At 63.6% G+C, this 19,324-nt stretch carries 22 protein-coding genes and 1 pseudogene; 10 read left to right on the forward strand and 13 right to left on the reverse strand.

Going from position 1 to position 19,324, the window contains the following annotated elements:
- Positions 1 to 21 precede the first annotated feature (21 nt).
- Positions 22 to 1,203 (forward strand): CaiB/BaiF CoA transferase family protein, encoded by a 1,182-nt coding sequence (locus GJV37_RS02165; protein WP_170859328.1) that lies wholly within the window; start codon positions 22 to 24, stop codon positions 1,201 to 1,203.
- 6 nt (positions 1,204 to 1,209) lie between these two features.
- Here the strand turns inward: GJV37_RS02165 and GJV37_RS02170 are convergent, their stop codons facing one another.
- The 3 genes from GJV37_RS02170 to GJV37_RS02180 form a co-directional block, all read right to left on the reverse strand.
- Positions 1,210 to 1,707, reverse strand: a complete 498-nt coding sequence (locus GJV37_RS02170) for a SprT family zinc-dependent metalloprotease (protein WP_024764595.1) — start codon at positions 1,705 to 1,707, stop codon at positions 1,210 to 1,212.
- A gap of 232 nt (positions 1,708 to 1,939) precedes the next feature.
- Positions 1,940 to 2,536, reverse strand: coding sequence for a Yip1 family protein (locus tag GJV37_RS02175; RefSeq protein ID WP_024764594.1), 597 nt, complete (start codon positions 2,534 to 2,536; stop codon positions 1,940 to 1,942).
- Positions 2,537 to 2,696: 160 nt separating this feature from the next.
- Complete coding sequence (locus tag GJV37_RS02180) at positions 2,697 to 3,293, reverse strand: DNA-J related domain-containing protein (RefSeq protein ID WP_024764593.1); 597 nt, start codon at positions 3,291 to 3,293, stop codon at positions 2,697 to 2,699.
- 100 nt (positions 3,294 to 3,393) lie between these two features.
- Between GJV37_RS02180 and ttcA the strand changes: the two genes are divergently transcribed.
- From ttcA to GJV37_RS02210, 6 genes are all read left to right on the forward strand, one after another.
- A complete protein-coding gene (ttcA, locus tag GJV37_RS02185; RefSeq protein ID WP_017522174.1) occupies positions 3,394 to 4,221 on the forward strand; it encodes a tRNA 2-thiocytidine(32) synthetase TtcA in 828 nt (275 codons plus the stop codon).
- Between the two features lie 18 nt (positions 4,222 to 4,239).
- On the forward strand, positions 4,240 to 4,911 hold the full coding sequence (locus GJV37_RS02190) for a DNA-3-methyladenine glycosylase I (RefSeq protein WP_169888867.1): 672 nt from the start codon (positions 4,240 to 4,242) through the stop codon (positions 4,909 to 4,911).
- Between the two features lie 28 nt (positions 4,912 to 4,939).
- Positions 4,940 to 5,704, forward strand: a complete 765-nt coding sequence (locus GJV37_RS02195; RefSeq protein ID WP_170859327.1) for an NAD-dependent deacylase — start codon at positions 4,940 to 4,942, stop codon at positions 5,702 to 5,704.
- A 105-nt stretch (positions 5,705 to 5,809) separates the two neighbouring features.
- On the forward strand, positions 5,810 to 6,400 hold the full coding sequence (locus GJV37_RS02200; protein WP_081754010.1) for a C40 family peptidase: 591 nt from the start codon (positions 5,810 to 5,812) through the stop codon (positions 6,398 to 6,400).
- 80 nt (positions 6,401 to 6,480) lie between these two features.
- A complete protein-coding gene (locus tag GJV37_RS02205; protein WP_037010232.1) occupies positions 6,481 to 7,011 on the forward strand; it encodes a C40 family peptidase in 531 nt (176 codons plus the stop codon).
- Between the two features lie 15 nt (positions 7,012 to 7,026).
- Positions 7,027 to 7,689: an O-methyltransferase gene (locus GJV37_RS02210; RefSeq protein ID WP_170859326.1), complete on the forward strand. Its 663-nt coding sequence runs from the start codon at positions 7,027 to 7,029 to the stop codon at positions 7,687 to 7,689.
- A 62-nt stretch (positions 7,690 to 7,751) separates the two neighbouring features.
- Here GJV37_RS02210 and GJV37_RS02215 read toward each other — a convergent pair.
- The 5 genes and pseudogenes from GJV37_RS02215 to GJV37_RS02235 form a co-directional block, all read right to left on the reverse strand.
- Positions 7,752 to 8,449, reverse strand: a pseudogene (locus GJV37_RS02215) (pirin family protein).
- A gap of 126 nt (positions 8,450 to 8,575) precedes the next feature.
- On the reverse strand, positions 8,576 to 9,343 hold the full coding sequence (tcyN, locus tag GJV37_RS02220; protein WP_170859325.1) for an L-cystine ABC transporter ATP-binding protein TcyN: 768 nt from the start codon (positions 9,341 to 9,343) through the stop codon (positions 8,576 to 8,578).
- Entirely contained in the window at positions 9,340 to 10,011 is a 672-nt protein-coding gene (tcyL, locus tag GJV37_RS02225; protein WP_024764585.1) for a cystine ABC transporter permease, read from the reverse strand. The genes tcyN and tcyL overlap by 4 nt, the downstream gene beginning before the upstream one ends.
- Positions 10,011 to 10,811: a cystine ABC transporter substrate-binding protein gene (gene tcyJ, locus GJV37_RS02230; RefSeq protein ID WP_024764584.1), complete on the reverse strand. Its 801-nt coding sequence runs from the start codon at positions 10,809 to 10,811 to the stop codon at positions 10,011 to 10,013. Before tcyJ ends, tcyL begins: the two co-directional genes overlap by 1 nt.
- A gap of 119 nt (positions 10,812 to 10,930) precedes the next feature.
- The gene (locus tag GJV37_RS02235) at positions 10,931 to 11,932 is read right to left on the reverse strand and encodes a D-cysteine desulfhydrase (protein WP_170859324.1); all 1,002 of its coding nucleotides are present in this window, start codon (positions 11,930 to 11,932) and stop codon (positions 10,931 to 10,933) included.
- 304 nt (positions 11,933 to 12,236) lie between these two features.
- On the opposite strand from GJV37_RS02235, the gene GJV37_RS02240 reads away from it, so the two are divergent.
- From GJV37_RS02240 to GJV37_RS02250, 3 genes are all read left to right on the forward strand, one after another.
- Positions 12,237 to 12,620, forward strand: coding sequence for a hypothetical protein (locus GJV37_RS02240; protein WP_240967314.1), 384 nt, complete (start codon positions 12,237 to 12,239; stop codon positions 12,618 to 12,620).
- A 118-nt stretch (positions 12,621 to 12,738) separates the two neighbouring features.
- Positions 12,739 to 12,945, forward strand: coding sequence for a hypothetical protein (locus tag GJV37_RS02245; RefSeq protein ID WP_170859323.1), 207 nt, complete (start codon positions 12,739 to 12,741; stop codon positions 12,943 to 12,945).
- Between the two features lie 201 nt (positions 12,946 to 13,146).
- A complete protein-coding gene (locus GJV37_RS02250) occupies positions 13,147 to 13,398 on the forward strand; it encodes a hypothetical protein (protein ID WP_170859322.1) in 252 nt (83 codons plus the stop codon).
- A gap of 58 nt (positions 13,399 to 13,456) precedes the next feature.
- On the opposite strand, the gene GJV37_RS02255 is transcribed toward GJV37_RS02250, so the two are convergent.
- The 5 genes from GJV37_RS02255 to GJV37_RS02275 form a co-directional block, all read right to left on the reverse strand.
- Positions 13,457 to 15,457 carry an acyltransferase family protein gene (locus GJV37_RS02255; protein WP_240967313.1) on the reverse strand — a complete coding sequence of 667 codons (2,001 nt, stop codon included), beginning with the start codon at positions 15,455 to 15,457 and terminating at the stop codon, positions 13,457 to 13,459.
- 261 nt (positions 15,458 to 15,718) lie between these two features.
- Positions 15,719 to 16,348, reverse strand: a complete 630-nt coding sequence (locus GJV37_RS02260; protein ID WP_170859320.1) for an ABC-type transport auxiliary lipoprotein family protein — start codon at positions 16,346 to 16,348, stop codon at positions 15,719 to 15,721.
- A complete protein-coding gene (locus GJV37_RS02265) occupies positions 16,345 to 17,283 on the reverse strand; it encodes an MlaD family protein (protein ID WP_024764578.1) in 939 nt (312 codons plus the stop codon). The genes GJV37_RS02260 and GJV37_RS02265 overlap by 4 nt, the downstream gene beginning before the upstream one ends.
- Positions 17,284 to 18,069, reverse strand: coding sequence for an ABC transporter ATP-binding protein (locus GJV37_RS02270; RefSeq protein ID WP_024764577.1), 786 nt, complete (start codon positions 18,067 to 18,069; stop codon positions 17,284 to 17,286).
- Positions 18,066 to 19,211: an ABC transporter permease gene (locus tag GJV37_RS02275; RefSeq protein WP_065085784.1), complete on the reverse strand. Its 1,146-nt coding sequence runs from the start codon at positions 19,209 to 19,211 to the stop codon at positions 18,066 to 18,068. The genes GJV37_RS02270 and GJV37_RS02275 overlap by 4 nt, the downstream gene beginning before the upstream one ends.
- Positions 19,212 to 19,324: the final 113 nt, after the last annotated feature.

Genomic DNA, 19,324 nt, shown 5'->3' on the forward strand with positions numbered 1-19,324 from the left:
TTGAGCGAAACAGGAGTGCCCATGAACGGCCCGCTCGCCTCCCTGAAGATCCTCGATTTCTCCACCCTGCTGCCGGGGCCGTTCGCCTCGCTGCTGCTGGCCGACATGGGCGCCCAGGTGTTGCGCGTGGAGTCGCCCACGCGCATGGACCTGGTGCGTGTTCTGCCGCCGCACGTGGACGGCACCTCCGCCAGCCACGCCTACCTCAACCGCAACAAGCGCTGCATTGCGCTGGATCTCAAGCAGGCCGAGGCGGTGGAGGTGGTGAAGCAACTGGTGCAGGAATACGACATCGTGCTGGAGCAGTTCCGCCCCGGCGTGATGGACAAGCTCGGCGTCGGTTACGAGGCGCTCAAGGCGATCAACCCGAAGCTGATCTACGTATCGATCACCGGCTACGGCCAGACCGGGCCGCTGCGCGACCGCGCCGGGCATGACATCAACTACCTTGCCCTGGCCGGCGTGGCCAGCTACACCGGCCGCCGTGAGACCGGCCCCTTGCCGCTGGGCGTGCAACTGGCGGACATCGGCGGTGGCTCGCTGCATGGCGTAATGGGCCTGCTGGCGGCAGTCATCCATCGGCAACAGACGGGTGAGGGGCAGCAGGTCGACGTGAGCATGACCGACTGCGCCTTCAGCCTGCACGGCATGGCGGGTGCCGGCTATCTTGCGGCGGGAGTGGAGCCGGAGATGGAAGGCCTCGCGCTCAACGGTGGCAGCTTCTACGACTACTACCGCACCCGCGATGGCCGCTGGTTCTCGGTGGGCAGCCTGGAGCCGCAGTTCATGCAACAGTTCTGCGCCGCCATCGGCCGCCCGGAGCTGGCCGCGCGCGGGCTGTCGCCCAAACCGGAAGAGCAGCAGTCGCTCAAGCGCGAAATCGCCATCGAGTTCGAGAAGCAGGACTTCGCTCACTGGCAGGAGCGCTTTGCCGCGCTGGACGCTTGTGTCGAGCCGATGCTGTCCCTGGCCGAGGCGGTGGAACATCCGCAGTTGCGTGAACGGGGTGTGGTCACGCAGGTGCCCAACGGCAAGGGCGGGGCGCAACGGCAGGTGGCATGCCCGATCCGTTTCTCCGCCGGCCTGCCCGAGCCACGTCATATCGGCGCTGCGCTGGGGGCGCACACAACGCAAGTGATGGCGGAACTGGGTTACACCGACGAACAGGTTGCTGCGCTGAAGGCGGCCAAGGTCATCGCCTGAGCAGCATCACTCGCGGCGGGTTTCGCCGGTGAATACCAGGGTGGCACGGCACCGCCGGCAATAGTAGCGGCGGCCCTGGGCGACCAGGTTGTGACGCTGGGAGGAGAAGGGGAATTCGTTTCCCTCTCCACAGTGACAGCGATACAGGTAGCGGGTGGAGCGGCGACGCTTGATCTCGTAGGTGTGGCAGCGGTCCGGCGGCAAGCCGTAGATGCCGCGCATGATCAGTTGCCACTCCTCGCCGTGCGGGCGAATGCGCGGACCGAACATCTGGTGGGCGATCAGGTGCGCCACTTCATGGGCTACGGTCTGCTGCAGGAAGTGTTCGTGGTTTTCCCGGTACAACTGCGGGTTGAAACGCAGCAGGTTTTCATCCAGGTGGGCGACGCCGGCCTTCTGGCCGCGTAGCCGGAAGCTCACTTCCGGGCGGGGAAAGCGCCGCTGGAAGAAGGCTTCGGCCTGCTGGTAGCAGGCTTCGACGCGAGCGTTGAGCTGTTCAGGCATACAGTGGTTCTCCGACGGGGCAAGATTATGCCGCAGTCGGCGCGCCGGTGGAGAATTTCTCGTGGCCGCTCGTCCGGGGTGCAGCTTCAGGCAAGCCGGACGAGTTTCAGGCAAGTGCCGCTCTCTGCAGGAGCGAGTTTGCTCGCGAACCCGTTCAGCGACGGCTCGCTCCTGCGAGGAGCCCAAAAGAAACCGGGCCACAAGGGCCCGGTTTCTTCTGCAGAGCGTGAGATCAGGTGTATTCCGGGCCGACGCCGCTGCCCCAGAGGATGACCGACAGGGCCATCATCGCCACCAGCACCACCAGTCCTACCGCCAGCACTGAGCTGGAGAACAGGAAACCTTCATCCTTGGGAATGTTCATGAAGGTCGGGATGCCGACGTAGAGCAGGTAGACGGTGTAGCAGATCGCGGCCGTGCCGATGATCATGCCCAGCCACAGGTGTGGATAGAGAGCCGCCAGGCCGCCGATGAACAGCGGAGTCGCGGTGTACGCAGCAAAGACGATGCATTGGGTTAGCGATGGCGACGCGTCGTACGTACGAGCCATCCAGTGGATGAAGGCGCCCATCACGGCGACGCCGGCGAGCATGGCGATGTAAGTCATGATGGTCAGCTGGATCGCGCTGGCGGCCGTCAGCTTGACCGGTCCCGCATTACCCAATACCCAGCCAACCTGCGTGGTGCCGATGTAGGCGGAAATGACCGGGATGGCAGCGAGGATCAGGACGTGGGTCAGGTACATGTGGCTGATGGATTCTTCCTCGCCGCGGATGTCCTGCCATTCCTGATCGGGATGGGTGAAGAGCCCCCACACATGATGGATCATGTCAGCATTCTCCTCTTCTTATAGAAGGCCGCCCCCCAGCGAGGCGCCGAGTACGCGTAGCCAGCGTCATCCGGTGCCCAGCCGACCTATGCGACCTTAAGTCGCAGTATAGGAATGGCTGCAAGCCACGTCGTCCGTGGGTTTAGAGCAAATGGAAGTTTCACGGGCGACTGTAATAGCGCTCCAGTATTTCCATCGCCTTGTTGATCGACTGCAATCGAGTGGTGCTGCCGCCTCTGTCGGGATGGTGCAGGCTCACCAGTTGGCGGTATCGCAGCTTGATCAGCGCGTAATCCACCGGGCCGTCCTCCAACTCGAAGAGTGCCAATGCCGCGGCTTTTTCCTCGTTGCCCTGCATACGTGTCCAGAAGCTTTCCAGCAACTTCTCCACATCGTGCTCGGTGGTTTCCTTCAGGTGCTTCTCATCCAGGTAGTAGGCGCGTAGTGCGTCCCGCTCGGCGAGGGCCTGTGCGCCATTCATAAAAGGGGAGAGACGAATCTGCAGCGGCCCGATCTCCAGGTGCGCGGCGCCCTCCGCCCAGAGCTGGTCGCGCAGGCGATACAACGCGTTGAACACCAGAAAGTGGGTGCGGAACAGCACCAGCTTGTCGGTCAGCGGCAGGTTGGGCACGTGAGTGGAGTGCCGAGCCTTCAATTGCTGGATCAGCTGGAATTCGGAGATTCCTTCATGCGCTTCCCGTAGCAACTGCAGAAGCTGGTCAGTCAGTTCGAGGGAAGGATCGAGATCGCGCGTCATGCTGTCAGATTAGCAGCAGCCCGATAGAGGGGCTGGGGTACGCGTCGCTTTGCGCGTAAAATGACCGGCTTTTCGTCTTGCCTTCGGATTCCAGAGCACCATGGCCAGTACCCTTTCGGTCAACCAGAACAAACTGCAGAAACGCCTGCGCCGCCAGGTTGGCGAAGCGGTCACCGACTTCAACATGATCGAGGACGGCGACAAGGTGATGGTCTGCCTGTCCGGCGGCAAGGACAGCTACACCCTGCTGGACATCCTGCTGTACCTGCAAAAGGTCGCCCCGATTCAGTTCGAGATCGTTGCGGTGAACATGGACCAGAAGCAGCCCGGCTTCCCCGAGCACGTGCTGCCGGCCTACCTGGAATCCATCGGCGTGCAGTACCACATCATCGAGAAGGACACCTACTCGGTGGTGAAGGAGAAAATCCCGGAGGGCAAGACCACCTGCTCGCTGTGCTCGCGCCTGCGCCGTGGCACTCTTTATACCTATGCTGACGAAATCGGCGCGACCAAGATGGCGCTGGGACACCACCGCGACGACATCCTGGAAACCTTCTTCCTTAATATGTTCTACGGCGGCACCCTTAAGGCGATGCCGCCCAAGCTGCTCTCCGACGACGGCCGCAACGTGGTGATCCGCCCGTTGGCGTACTGCAACGAGAAGGACATCGAAGCCTACTCGGTGCTCAAGGAGTTCCCGATCATTCCGTGCAACCTGTGCGGTTCGCAGGAGAACCTGCAGCGCCAGGTGGTCAAGGAGATGTTGCTGGATTGGGAGCGCAAGTCGCCGGGCCGCACCGAGATCATGTTCCGAGCCTTGCAGAACGTGGTGCCGTCGCAACTGGCTGACCGCAACCTGTTCGACTTCAACAGCCTGCGCATCGACGAGACTGCGACGCCGCGCTTCCTAGACGTGATGAACCTGTAAAACTCGCAAGGACGCCTGATGCGCGATTACCAGTGGCTGTATGAGTACTGTCTGAACCGCTTCGGCTCGGTCGAGGCGCTGGATGCCCGGCTCCCGCAGGCCAAGTCACCGGACGAGCTGGCGGCGGTGACTGATGATCGCTACCTGTCGCTGATTAGCCTGCGTATCTTTCGCGCCGGCCTCAAGCACAGCCTGGTGGATGCCAAGTGGCCGGCCTTCGAGGAGGTCTTCTTCGGCTTCGACCCGGAGAAGGTCGTGCTGATGGGCGGCGAGCGCTTGGAAAACCTGATGCAGGACGCCCGGCTGATTCGTCACCTGGGCAAGCTCAAGAGCGTGCCGCGCAATGCCCAGTTCGTCCTGGACATTGCTCGCGAATACGGCAGCTTCGGCAAACTCCTGGCCAGTTGGCCGTCCAGCGACATCGTCGGTCTCTGGAAGCTGCTGGCCAAGCGTGGTAGTCAGTTGGGCGGCATGTCCGCGCCGCGTTTCCTGCGCATGGCCGGCAAGGACACGTTCGTCCTCGGCGACGATGTGGTTGCCGCGCTCAAGGCTCAGGAGATCGTCGACAAGGCGCCCACCAGCCAGAAGGATCTGGCGTTGGTGCAGGCTGCTTTTAATCAATGGCAGGAACAAAGCGGCCGTCCGCTGTGCCAGATTTCCATGATGCTGGCTTTCACGGTCAACCACTGATACGCGGTCCTGCCGCGTAGGAGGGCGCATGGACTCGGCGATCGAACGCACTGGCGCAGCGCTTGCTCGTGCAGAACGTATCCTGGTAGTTACCGGTGCCGGGCTCTCCGCCGACTCCGGGATGCCCACCTATCGCGGCCTGGGTGGTCTGTACAACGGCCGGACGGCGGAAGGCGTACCGATCGAAGTAGCGATCTCCGGGCCGATGCTGCAGAAGGATCCGGCGCTGTGCTGGAAGTATCTGGCGGAACTCGGCAAGGCCTGCCTGGGTGCGCAGCCCAACGCTGGCCATGAAGCCATCGCGGAGCTGCAGAGGCTCAAGCCGGAGTGCTGGGTGCTCACCCAGAACATCGATGGGTTCCACCGCCGCGCCGGCTCGCCGCCGGAACGGCTGATCGAGATCCATGGCGAACTGGCGCCGCTGTACTGCCAGTCGTGCGGGTTGGAAAGCGCGGAGCTGGCAGGGCACCTGGATGGCCCGCTACCACCGAAGTGCGTGCGCTGTGCAGGTGTGCTGCGCCCGCCGGTAGTACTGTTCGAGGAGATGTTGCCGGAAGAGGCCGTCGATACGCTCTACGCGCAACTGCGCAAGGGATTCGATGCCGTTCTGCTGGTCGGGACCACCGCGAGCTTCCCGTACATCATCGAGCCCGTGCTGCGAACTCGGGATGCTGGAGGCTTCACCGCCGAGGTGAACCCGGGGCTGACCGACCTGAGTTCGGTGGTCGAAGAAAGAATGGTGGGTCGAGCCTTAGACATTATGCCGCGCCTGCTGAGTCACATTCCGCGATAAAAAACTTGCATTGGTCCCATTGAGCGGGCAAATTAGCCCGCTAATAAATGGAGCTAATGAGACACGGTCGTGCCCATGCTTAAACGCTTAGCACCCCTCGTGCCCATGAGTTTCGTTCTGCTGCTGGCAGCTTGCGCCAGCCATTCGCCGGAATCGCAGCCGAACCAGGTCGCTTCAGCACCTGCCACTCGAGCAGCGCTCCAGGTAAATCAGCACAACATAGTGCTGATGAATGAGTCGCAGGACGAGGGGGCCAAAAACGATAACGGCAGTTCGACTGCCCATGTATCCGACATTCTGGACCGCGCTTTTTCGCTGATCGGTACGCCGTACCGCTTTGGTGGGAAGTCGGAGCGGACCGGCTTCGATTGCAGCGGCTTCGTGGGCTATCTGTTCCGCGAAGAAGCGGGCATCAGCCTGCCGCGTTCCACGCGTGAGATGATCAACATGGATGTCCCGCTGGTCTCGAAAGAAGACCTGCAGCCGGGCGACCTGATCTTCTTCAACAACCGTGGTCGCGGCCGGGTCAGCCATGCCGGCATCTATATCGGTGACGGACAGTTCATCCACTCTGCCAGCCGCCGTGGTGGTGGTGTGCGCGTGGACAGCCTGGACGAGAGCTACTGGCGCCTGAGCTACATGGAAGCCAAGCGGGTGCTCGAACCAGGCTACGAACCTCACACTGTGAGTCGCTGAACTTAAAGTTTTACTTTAAGTATTGCGCTCAAGTCACTGTTGGTACAAAGTGATGGCACTCCTTGACGGGATGCCATCACATGCTCGTTCCTCAGCGCATCATTCTCCTCGCTTTTCTCGCCTCGCTGGCTGCCTGCGCCAGTCGCACTCCGCCTGCGCCGCCTCCCGTAGTGCGCGCTAACGCTGCTCCCGTCTACAACACCCAGGCTGCCGACGATGTTCTGATCCGTGCCATTGGCCTGGTCGGCACTCCGTATCGCTGGGGCGGTAATACGCCGGATAGCGGATTCGATTGCAGCGGCCTGATCGGCTACGTCTATCGCGATGCCACCGGCCTGATGCTGCCGCGTTCCACTCGCGAGATGATTTCCATGCGTGCGCCGACCGTTGGACGCGAATCCTTGCAGAGTGGCGACCTGGTGTTCTTTGCTACCAGCGGTGGACGTGGCGTCAGCCATGCGGGTATCTATGTCGGGGAAGGGCGCTTCGTTCACGCGCCCAGAACGGGCGGGACCGTGCGCCTGGACAGCCTTGACAGCGCCTATTGGCAGAAAGCCTTCCTGGAAGCCAAGCGCGTCCTCGCCGTGCAGAGTCTCGCCCTCCATCCCTGATACTCAGGAGGGCCCATGACCACTCGCACGCTGAACCTCGACGACTCGCTTTATCAGTATCTGCTCGACGTTTCCCTGCGCGATTCGCCAGTGAAGGCACGATTGCGCGCCGAGACGGCCAGGTTACCGATGTCTCGCTGGCAGGTCGCTCCGGAGCAGGGGCAGTTCCTCGCGCTGCTAGTCGGGCTGACCGGCACGAAACGAATCCTCGAGATCGGCACCTTCACCGGCTACAGCGCCCTGTGCATGGCCGAGGCGCTGCCCGAAGGCGGCCATATCCTCTGCTGCGACCTGCCGGGTGAGTACAACGACATTGCACGCAGCCACTGGCACGACGCTGGCGTCGACTCGCGCATCGAGCTGCGGCTCGGACCTGCACTGGCCACCCTGGAAGCCCTGGTTGCGAGCGATCAGCAAGGCGCTTTCGACCTGGTATTCATCGACGCCGACAAGGCGAATTACCTCACCTACCTGGAGCACGCGCTGGCTCTGCTGCGTGTGGGCGGGCTGGTGGTCTTCGACAACGTACTGTGGAGTGGACGAGTGTTGGAGGCCAACCCGGAGAGTGCGGATACCCGCGCGATCCAGCAACTCAACCTGGCCTTGAAGGTGGATGAGCGAGTGGACTATTCGCTGGTGCCGATTGGCGATGGCATGAGCCTTTGTCGCAAGCGTTGAAAAACCTTGGGCCAAAAAAAGGCACGCCGTGACGGGTGCCTTTTTCGTTACTGCGGCCTGGGTCAGGCAACATCCACCAGAATCACTTCGCTGTCTTCGAGTGCGGTGACCTTCACCACGGCCTCATCGGCGATTGCGGCGCCGTCACGGGCCAGTAGCTCGATACCGTTGACCTCGACCTTGCCCACCGCCGGAACCAGATAGGCCCGGCGATTGCCGCCAAGCTCGTACTCGGCAGTCTGGCCGGCCTTCAGGGTGGCGGCGACCAGGCGGCCTTCGGCGCGGATGCGCAGGGCGTCGGCGTCGTTTTCATAGCCGCTGGCCAGGTTACGAAGCGCCCGGCGCGATCGCCCTTCGGGAAGGGTTTGGCGCCCCAGGACGGCGTGCCGCCGCGGATCGAGGGGATGATCCAGATCTGGAAGATCTTGGTGACGTCCTTCTCCAGGTTGTACTCGGAGTGCACGATGCCAGAGCCTGCGCTCATTACCTGCACGTCACCCGCTTCGGTGCGGCCCTTGTTGCCCAGGCTGTCCTGGTGGGTGATCGCGCCCTGGCGGACGTAGGTGATGATTTCCATCTCGCGGTGCGGGTGCGGTGGGAAGCCGGTGCCCGCGGCGATTTCGTCATCGTTCCAGACGCGGAGGTTACCCCAGTCCATACGCTCGGCGTCGTAGTACTCGGCGAAGGAGAAGTGGTGCTTGGCGTTGAGCCAGCCGTGGTTGGCGCCGCCGAGTTGCTGGAAGGGTCTGCGTTCGATCATGACTTAGTCCTCGTGGGGCGCGGCTGGCCGGTGGGCCAGTCCGCGCGGTTCATGGGACTATCTTCTCTCGCAGATGATCGATAAAAAAGCGCAAATATCGGCAGATATAGATCGATTAATTCGATTCTATTCGGCGGCGTGCCTGTCGCCCTGATCGAGGAATTTGCTGAGGAACTGGCGGGTGCGCTCTTCCTTCGGGTGGGCGAACAGCGCTTTGGCATCGCCCTGTTCGACGATCACGCCCTTGTCGATGAAGATCGCCCGGTTGGCGACGTCGCGGGCGAAGCTCATCTCATGGGTGACGATGACCATGGTGCGCTTTTCCTGGGCCAGGCCGCGGATGGTCGCCAGGACCTCTCCGACCAGCTCCGGGTCCAGTGCCGAAGTCGGTTCGTCGAAGAGAATCACGTCCGGCTGCATGGCCAGGGCGCGGGCGATGGCGACGCGCTGCTGCTGCCCGCCGGAGAGGCGCTTGGGATAGGAATCTTCCTTGCCGGCCAGTCCGACCTTTGCCAGTAACTGGCGGGCGCGCTCAATGGCCTGGGCGCGCAGTTCCTTCTTCACGATGATCGGGCCCTCCACCACGTTCTCCAGCGCGGTGCGGTGGGGAAACAGGTTGAAGTTCTGGAAGACGAAACCCACATGCTGCCGCAGCTTGCGGATCAGCCCCTGCTGGCCGCTGAGCGGCCGCGAGGCGTCAATGAGGATGTCGCCGACCTGGATGGTCCCGCCGTTGGGCACCTCCAGCAGGTTCAGGCAGCGCAGCAGGGTGGTCTTGCCCGAGCCACTGGGGCCGATGATCGCGACCACTTCGCCGGGCTGGACGGTCAGGTCGATGCCCTTGAGCACCTCCTGGCCGCGGAACTGCTTGGTCAGCTGGCGGACTTCGATCATGCGTCTTGCTCCCGGTCGTGGCGGTTGACCCGGTCTTCCAGGCGGTTCTGCAGGTGCGACAGGATGCTGGCGAGGATCCAGTAGATCAGTGCGGCGGCGAGGTACATGGTGAAGACTTCGAAGGTGCGCGCGGTGATCAACTGGGCCTGACGGAACAGTTCAGGGACCTGGATGGTGGCGGCCAGGGCGGTGTCCTTGACCAGCGAGATGAAGCTGTTGCCCAGCGGCGGCAGGGCGGTGCGCGCGGCCTGCGGCAGGATCACCCGGCGCAGGGTCTCGGCGCGGGTCATGCCGATGCTGGCGGCGGCCTCCCATTGGCCCTTGTCGATGGAGCCGATGGCGGCGCGGAGGATTTCGCAGACATAGGCGGCCATGTTCAGCGAGAAGCCGATCAGCGCCGCCGGCAGAGGGTCGAGTTCGATGCCGGCCTGGGGCAGGCCGTAATAGATCATGAACAGCTGGACCAGCAATGGCGTGCCGCGGAAGAACGACACGTAGATGCGTGCCAGCCAGCGCACGGCAGTGAATCCGTACAGGCGCATCAGCGCCAGTACGAATCCGAGCAGCAGTCCGAAGAACATGCCGCCTACGCTGAGGACTACTGTGAAGATCGCGCCCTTGAGCAGGAAGGGCGCGGAATCCAGCGCAAGCTGCAGGCTTTCCTCGATCATTGGGTGACGTCAGCCTGGAACCATTTCTCCGAGAGTTTCTTCAGCGTGCCGTCGGCGCGGAATTTCTCGATGGCCTTGTTCAGCGCCGCGAGCAATTCGGGGTTGCCCTTGCGCAGGGCGATGCCGGCTTCCTGACGAGCGAAGGGTGCGCCGGTCAGGGCCATGGCGCCCTTGGTCTTGTTGACCATGTCGAAGGCGGCCAGACGGTCCACCAGGATCACGTCGATGCGGCCGCTGCGCAGGTCCTGGAATTTGGTCGGGTCGTCTTCGTAAGTGCGGACGTCGGCTTGCGGCACGTGCTCGCGCAGCCATTGCTCGTAGTTGGTGCCCAGGCCCACGCCGACTTTCACGCCGGCGAGTTTCTCCGGCGCGTCGTATTTGCCTTCGTCACCCTTGCGCACCAGCGCCTGGATGCCGGAGACGGTGTACGCCTCGGAGAAGTCGTACTTCTTCTTGCGCTCTTCGGAGATGGTCACCTGGTTGATCACCAGGTCCAGGCGCTTGGATTCCAGCGCGGCGAGGATGCCGTCCCATTTGGTCGGCTGCAGCTTGGCGGTGACGCCCAGCTCCTTGGCGATCAGTTCGGAGAAGTCCACTTCGAAGCCGGCGAGCTTGCCGTTTTCGTCCTGGAAGCTGAAGGGCGGGTAGGTGCCTTCCAGGCCCACGCGCACCTGGCCTTTTTCCTTGATCTGGGCGAGCAGGTCGTCGGCGGCCTGGGCCTGGCCAAAGAGGCCGGCGCCGAGGGTGAGGGTCAGGCTGGCAAGCAGGAAATGACGTCGCAGTGCGGAGAAGGTCATGGTGGTCCCCGTTTTTGGTGTTTTAAGCAGGTTAGTCAACGCGTGGCGACTATATGGGCAGAATTGTTATGCAATAAAATAATAAAAAATTACATGCCTAGTTCTGGATGGTATGTAGGTCAGGTCGACGAATGATAGGCGAACAAGGCCGGCGACCCGCCGGTGTGCAGGAACAGGATAGGTCCGGGTTTTACGAAGCGATCCCGGCGGATGCCGTCGAGCAATCCCGCCATGGCCTTACCGGTGTAGACAGGGTCCAGCAGCAGGCCTTCCTGGCTTGCCAGCAGGCGGATCGCATCGAGCGTCCCGGCATTGGCTTCGCCGTAGCGCGGGCCAAAGTACTGGTCCCACAAATGCACGGTCGGCACCGCCTGCGCTTCGTGGCCGAGCAGTTGCAGCGTGCGCTCAACCAGTCCTTCCACCTTTGGCCTCTGTGCCGCATCGGTGCGCGAAACGGTCACGCCGATCACGTCCAGCTGCGGCAGCACATTGGCCAGTGCGATCGCAAGGCCGGCATGGGTACCGGCGCTTCCCGAGGCGAGTACCACGGCGGAGAACTCCTGGCCGCTGGCCCGAACCTGCTCGGCCAGCTCCAGCCCGGCGCGTACGTAGCCCAGGGCCCCCAGCGCGTTGGAGCCGCCAATGGGTACGATGTAAGGCTTGCGACCCTCGCTGAGCAGGCGTTCACCGGTTTGTGCCAGCAGCTCGTCCGCGCTATCGAGGTTGGGCACGAGTTCGATGTCGGTGCCGAACAGGTCCAGCAGCAGGCGGTTGCCATTGCTCAGGTAATTGCGATCCTCGGTGCCGATGGGGTTTTCCAGCAACGCCACGCAGCGCAGGCCGAGCTTCGCCGCGGCGGCGGCGGTCTGGCGCACATGGTTGGACTGGATCGCGCCAGCGGTGACCAGCGTATCGGCGCCGACCTTAAGCGCATCGGCGGCGAGGAATTCGAGCTTGCGCACCTTGTTGCCGCCCAGGGCGAAGGGTGTGGTGTCGTCGCGTTTCACATACAGATCGCGGCCCAGGGAAGTGGACAGCCGTTCCAGCTTGTCCAGCGGCGTCGGGCCGCCGGCCAGGTCGAGGCGGGGAAAGCGGGCGAGGGCTTCGCGAAGGGCGCTCATGAAGGATTCTCGGTATGGCAGCGGATTCGTCACGATAGAGCGCGGCAAGTCCTCTCGCAATGTGCCGAGCGGCCGCTTGACGCCGGGCTGCACGGGAATGTCGCGTGACGATCCGCCATCTCGCCATGGGAATCTCCGGAGGCTGTGAATCAATGTGCGGACAGCGGCTCGGCGAACCGCTACGCTCCACGCTCAGATCCGGAGTCTTCAACCGGGCGATAACGAAAACAGGAAAACCAGGGCGGGAAATCCGATGACTTCAGCAGTACCTTCATGCGCTTCGTTGCAACGCTGGACACTCCGGTTGCTCGGCGCACTGGCCCTGATGCTGGGGCTGAGCAGCCCGGCACTGGCCGACCGGGTGATTCCCTCGGGGATGATGGTGGGCTTCGTCGACAGTGCGGTGTATCCGGTGATCACCTTGAAGCGACCGAAACCGAGTCTGCTGCGCCGGGTCATCACCATCGGCCTGTATGAAAAGACCATCAGCTATCCGCTGTCGGTATCCATCCGTATCCGCGACGAGACCAATCGCTTCATGGTTTACGGCATGCTGCCGAAGATCACCGGGAAGTTCGTCGGCATCAAGATGGGCCTGGATAGCCGGATCAGCCAGATCTGGGTGATGACCGAGGCGGAAGCGACCGAGTACGTGACCCGCCCGGACACGCTCTTCCCACCGAGCTGATGGCATCTCCTGCCGAACTGAACGCTCTGCCTGCACCACTCGTGCGGGCAGGCAGCCGGAAGAGGGCGACATCAGCTATCATGTGCGCCGTTTCGACATTTTCAGAACCGGTCTACCCATGACGTCCTCCCAGCAACCACCCCGCGACGACAGCGCCGATAACGCGCAGGAACAACCCAAACTTTCCCTGGCCGAGCTGGCCAAGGCTGCGCTTGCTGCACAGAAGCAGGTCGCGTCCGCCTATCAGCACCGCAAGGCTCACGACAAGGCCGAGTTCCGCCCGCCGCACCCGCGCGGTTCGCGTCGCTCGATGGGCAAGCGCTGAGGCAGCCTCTCATCTGAAACTCCGTCAATCAGCGCTCTCGCGGGGAGCGCTGGCTGAACTGCGACGACCGTTTCAGGTCGAATTCGCATCTGCTGGGCCAGGTCGGCTGGCAACTTCCCGCTCTCGCGAACACGTCAAGGATCGACAGTTGCGCACCCCTATGCCATGGCTGGAGGGGCGCCTCGCGTCAAAGGAGACTCAATGAAAGTCCTCGTTCCCATTTTCTCGCTGCTGGCGCTCGCCGGCTGTATCACCATGACCGGCAACTACGAGGTCACCGCTCACGATGAGTCGGGCAAGGAGCTGAGCAAGGGCAAGTTCCTCGCCCACGGCAGCGGCATCTACACCGTGCGCAACTCACTGTGCTCGGTCTACCCGAAGGCCATCGTCACCATCAGGGACGTGAAGTCGGACCAGGAACTGGAAGGTGAAAGTCCCTATCACTGCCATTGAAACAAGAGCCCGGCGGATGCCGGGCTCTTGTTTCAATGGCAGTGCGGCTAGTCGCAGGTCAGAGCGGCGATTGCTCCGCCTTCCGGGGTGAGGTTGCATGTCCCTCACCGGCAAGACGCTCCGCGAAGATCGGCTGGAACATCGGCACTAGCAGGCGATTGCCGAATTCGCTCAGGTGATCGTCGTCGTAGTACAGCGGGCGGCCATCGCGGCTGGCCGAGCACTGCTGGCCATCGCACAGGTAGGGGATCGGGTCCAGAAGATGGGCGCCGCACTGCTTGCCCGCAAGATCCTGTACTTGACTGACGAAGGCGTTGCGCTGCCGGTAGGTCTGCTGGCTCACAGACAGCTTGCGCTCACGCTTGAGCAGCATGGCTCGGCCCATGGCCTCCGGTACTCGGACGCCCATTTCCGGGGTCGGACGCACCAGGTACAGCGGATGATTCGCCGCCAGCGCGCAGGCGGTGGCTACGTAGTGCTCGCGGTATTCGGCCAACAGCGCCTTACTGGCGGTGTCCTCGGGTTCGTCGAAATACAGCTTGGGTTTGTTCGGTGTCTCGTCCGCCTCGCCTACCAGGCCACCGAAGAGGTAATAGGACGCCCGGTTGATCACGATCACCGGGGTGCCCGGCAGGAGACCGGCCTGGCGATGTTGCAGGCGGCCGAGAATCTTCTGGCAGATTTCCTGTTTGGGCGTGTCCAGTTGGGCGCCGAAGATGATCGGGCAGCCGCTGGTGCCGATGAACAGTACGCCGTCGTTGGGGGATGGCAGGCTGGCGACGATGGCGTTCACGATGGCCTGGGCGTGGCTGTCGCCCAGTACGATGGCACGGGTGTTCGGGCCGCCGTACTGGCACTCGGTCTTGGCGTCGCATTCGTCCAGGCGCGGGTTGCGGTTATCGCGCTCGTCGTCCACGCGTTGCACGGCTTCGGGCAGGCGATTCACAAAGTCCGCCTTGCGCACCACCTTTGCCGGCCCCATCACCACCAGCATGGCGCCGACCACAGCGGCAGTTGCTGCCATTGGCCGCAGGTTGCCGAGGCGGCGGCCGCTGGGCTGCTCCACCCAGTGATAGGACAGGTGCCCCAGCATCAGCGTCAGCGCCAGGCCGGCGGCGATTGCCATTGGCTGTCGGGACAGCTCCAGGTAGGCCAGGGCCACTACTACCGGCCAATGCCAGAGATAGATCGAGTAAGAGCGGATTCCCAGCCATTGCGCTATGCCATTGGCGGTCAGCCTGGCATCGTCACGCCGTGCCAGCAGCACCAGCGCGGCGCCGCTGACCGGGATCAGGCTCAGCAGGCCCGGCCAGCTCATCTCCGGTGTGATGAGCAGCAGCGAGCCGATGATCAATCCCATGCCGGCACGCTCTATCCATACGCTTTGGCGTGCGCTGAGTTGCCAGCGTGCCTGGATCAGGAAGATGACACCGCCTGCCAGCAGCTCCCAGGCACGGGAGGGGAAGAAGTAGAACGCCTGTGAAGGGTTCTTGTCGGCCAGCAGGACGCAGTAGCCCAGAGAGGCCAACGCCACCGAACCGAGCAGCGCCAGCAACCAGCGGCGCCCGCCGAGCCATCGCCACGCGGCCCCCAGCAGCAGTGGGAATAGCAGGTAGAACTGCCACTCCACGGACAGTGACCAGGTGTGCAGCAGCCACTTGTCATGGGAGGCCACATCGAAATAGCCGGCCTCCTTCATGAACATGCGGTTGGAGGTGAACAGCACGCTGCCCCACACATGCTTGCCCAGTCGCTGGTAATCCGAGGGCAACAGGAAGAACCAGCCCAGGGCCAACAGCACCGCACAGAGTGCCAGTAGCGCCGGCAGGATGCGGCGCGCACGGGCGAGGTAGAAGTTCCAGAAGGAGAAACCGGCTGGGGCAGCCAGCGCACCAAGGATGATGCCGGTCATCAGGTAGCCGGAGATGACGAAGAAGACATCCACGCCGACGAAGCCGCCGGTAAAGCCGCTGATACCAAAGTGATACAAGACCACCGCGACAACCGCCCAGGCCCGCAGGCCGTTGATGTCGTGGCGGAAACTGCCTGGACTGCGCAACGAAGGTTCCTCGAACTGCAAATCGGGCGCTGCAAGTCGGACAGCACCACGCGAGAAAATTGGACACCGCCGCCGGCTGGCCCGGCGGGGCGCGGAAATGTATCTTGCCTGGTACGTAAATGCTATCCGCGGGGCACTGATGCTCCGACAGATGTTGTGCAGATTTTGTACAAAATATGAGCGGATTTCGTAAAGGAAGGTTCCGCCGGATTCGGCTATCCCTGGGGCCATCAAAAAGGCCGACTTTCGCCGGCTTTTTGATCAGGGAGTGGAGGGTGATGTGGTGTGTTGCCGCTGCCCTTGTTGCAGTGTCCACTCCACGACCTGCGCGGAAAGCTGATCGGCGGCCTTGCCGAAGGCGCTGACCACTTCGGGCACCTGCTTGCCGTCCACTGGCTGGCTGACCTCGAAGCTGCGCGAGGCGACGATGCGCTGGCCGAGGGTACGTACCAGGCGGGCGTCGTAGCGGATGTGGATCACTGGCTTGCCGTTCTGGTACTCGCTCTGGAAGGCGCGCAGTTCGCCGGTCAGGTCGAGGTCGGCCTGCAGGCTGGCTTCGTCGCTGCTCAGGGCGCGGATGCTGCCGTTGGCGGTGAAGGCGTCGAGCAGGCGATCACGCAGCAGGCCCGGCGCGCGGTTGCTCCAGCGTGCGCCCTGGTAGCTGCTCAACTGGTTGCCCTGCGGGACCACGGCGATGCGGTTGCTGTCCAGCACCAGGCTGGCGGTAGGCGCGCTGACCCGCAGCGACCAGTTTACCGCCGTGCTGCCGCGCACGGGTTGCTGGGTGGCCGGCAGCAGGTAGAAGTCCGGGCTTTCCGCTTCCGGGAGGATCGAGCAGGCGCCCAACAGGCTGACCAGGGCGGCGGCGAGCAGGCGGGGAAGGGCGGTCATGGCTGGAACTCCTTGTTGCGTTCGCGGCCGAGCAGGTAGCCGGTGGGATTCTCCTGCAGGCGACGGGTGACGCCGCGCAGGTCTTCCAGGGTGGAGCGCAGTTCGCGGATCGCCGGGCCGATTTCGCCCAGGCCGTTGAGGCCGCCGTTCACCGAGTCGTAGTTGCTGTTCAGCAGTTGCTCCACCCGTTCGCTGCTGGTGCGCAGGGAGGCGAGGGTTTTCTGGGTGTCGTCGAGAATCGTCTGGCCCTTGCCGCCCAGGGTCTGGTTCGCGCGGTCGAGCAGCTGGCTGGCATTGGCCAGGGTAATGCGTGCCTGCTCGCTGGCGGTGGCCAGTTCCTTGAAGGTCCGACGGATGTCGTCGCGCTGTTCGGCGACCACGCCGGTCGCCTGGTCGATGTGGTCCAGGGTGCGGCTGATGCGGTCGACGTTTTCCTGGGAGAACATGCGGTTCACGTTGTTGATCAGGTTGTTGATGTTGGTGGCGATGTCCTCGCCGTTGGCGAGCAGCTTGGCGAAAGGCGACGGGATGGTCTTGATCACCGGGATTCCGCCATCCTTGGCTTCCAGTGGCGGGCTGTCCTGGCCGGCGCTGGAGAGCTGGATGATGGCCTGGCCGGTGACGCCGGTGAGGGCCAGCTTGGCGCGCGTATCCTCGCGGATCGGCGTGCTGTCGTAGACGCGGATGCGCGCGCGGACCTTGCGCGGGTCGTTCGGGTCCAGGCGCAGGGAGACCACGTCGCCGACGCGGATGCCGCTGTACTGCACGGTGCCGCCTTCGGACAGGCCGGTCACTGCCTCGCTGAAGATCACGTCGTAGATCTTGTAGCGCTGGTCGTTGCTCGATTGCGCCAGCCAGAGCGCGAAGAGCAGCGCGCCGATCGACACGACCAGAGTGAACAGGCCGATCAGTACGTGATGAGCACGGGTTTCCATTCAGCTTTCCTCCCGCAGGTGTTCGGTGGCCTGCAGCGCGGCACGGCCGCGTGGGCCGTGGAAATAATCCTGTACCCAGGCGTCGTCGGTCTGGGCGACCTGGTCCAGCGGCCCGACCACCAGCACCCGCTTCTGCGAGAGCACGGCGACGCGGTCGCAGATGGTGTATAGGGTGTCCAGGTCGTGAGTGACCAGGAACACGGTGAGACCGAAGGCGTCGCGCAGGGTCAGGATGAGTTGGTCGAAGGCCGCCGCGCCGATGGGGTCGAGGCCGGCGGTGGGCTCGTCGAGGAACAGGATGTCCGGGTCCAGCGCCAGGGCGCGGGCCAGCGCGGCGCGCTTGACCATCCCGCCGGACAGTTCGGCGGGATACTTGGCCCCTGCGTCCGGCGGCAGGCCGGCGAGGGAAATCTTCACCTTGGCCATGAACTCGGCGTCGCTGCGCGACAGGCCGGCGTGCTCGATCAGTGGCAGGCAGATGTTCTCGCTCACGGTCAGCGAGGAGAACAGCGCGCCATTCTGGAACAGCACGCCAAAGCGCCGTTCGAGCTTCGAGCGCTCCAGCGGCGGCAGCGCCGGCAGGTTCTGCCCGAACACGTGGACGCTGCCTTCGCTGGGCTGGCGCAGGCCGATGATGCTGCGCAGCAGCACCGACTTGCCGGTGCCCGAGCCGCCGACTACGCCAAGGATTTCGCCCTTCATCACATCGAGGTCGAGATGCTCGTGCACGGCGTGGGTGCCGAAGCGGTTGGCCAGGTCGCGGACGACGATGATCGGTTCGCTCACCAGCCCATCTCCATGAAGAACAGCGCAAACATCGCATCCAGCAGGATCACCACGAAGATCGACTGGACCACGCTGGAAGTCGTGTGCTCGCCCACCGACTGTGCGCTGCCGCTGACGCGGAAGCCTTCCAGGCAGCCGATCACGGCGATGATGAAGGCGAACACCGGGGCTTTGACGATGCCGACCAGGAAGTGCTGCACGGCAATGTCGTTCTGCAGCATGTAGAGGAACATGCGCGGCGAGATGTCCAGGCTCAGGGCGCAGACCACGCCGCCGCCGAAGATGCCGGAGAGCATCGCCAGGAAGGTCAGCATCGGCAGGGTCAGCAGCAGCGCCAGCACGCGCGGCAGCACCAGCAACTCCACGGGGTCGAGGCCCAGGGCCTGGATGGCGTCGATCTCCTGGTTGGCCTTCATCGAGCCGATCTGTGCGGTGAAGGCGCTGGCGGTACGGCCGGCCAGCAGGATTGCGGTGAGCAGCACGCCGAATTCACGCAGGAAGGAGAAGCCCACCAGGTCGACCGTGTAGATCGCCGCGCCGAATTTCTGCAGCACCGTGGCGCCGAGGAAGGCCACCACCGCGCCGACCATGAAGGTGAGCAGGGCGACGATGGGCACGGCGTCCAGGCCGGTTTCCTCCATGTGCGCGGCCAGCGAGGTCAACCGCCAGCGACGCGGCCGGAACAGGTTGCGCACCAGGGTTTGCAGGGTCAGGCCGATGAAGCCCAGCACGCCGATCAGATGGTCCTTGAACGTCAGGGTGGCGACGCCGATGCGCTCCAGTACGTCGGCCAGTGCGTTGCCCGGTGCCGGGCCTTTCTCGTCCAGCCGGCACTGGGTGATCGCGCTGCCCACCGTGCGCAGCAGCGCCTGGCGTTCGGCGGGGAGGTTGCGGGCGATCTGGTCGAGCTGGCTCATGCGCGCGCCGCCGATGATCTCGGCGAGCAGCGCGGCGCCGGCGGTATCCAGCGCGCCAAGGCCGGCGAAATCCAGCTCCGCGGGGGCCTCGGCGCTACGCTGGGCGGCGACCTGGGCTTGCAGCGAGGCGAAGTGCGCGAGTGTCCAGTCGCCGCTGATGTGCATCAGGGACGGGGTCGCGGAGGTGTCGAGCTGAAGCTGGCCGGGTTGGGCAGTCGTCGTCATGATTCGCATTTTAGCGAAGTTGAGCGGCCTGACCACTTGACTTGTGTGACCCTTTATAGAGCCTCGGCGGTTCTACGGGCGGCCCCCCGGCGACAGTCTGTTCAATTGACGCC

The sequence above is a fragment of the Pseudomonas nitroreducens genome (assembly GCF_010994165.1).
In the GTDB taxonomy this organism is placed as follows: Bacteria; Pseudomonadota; Gammaproteobacteria; order Pseudomonadales; family Pseudomonadaceae; genus Pseudomonas; species Pseudomonas nitroreducens.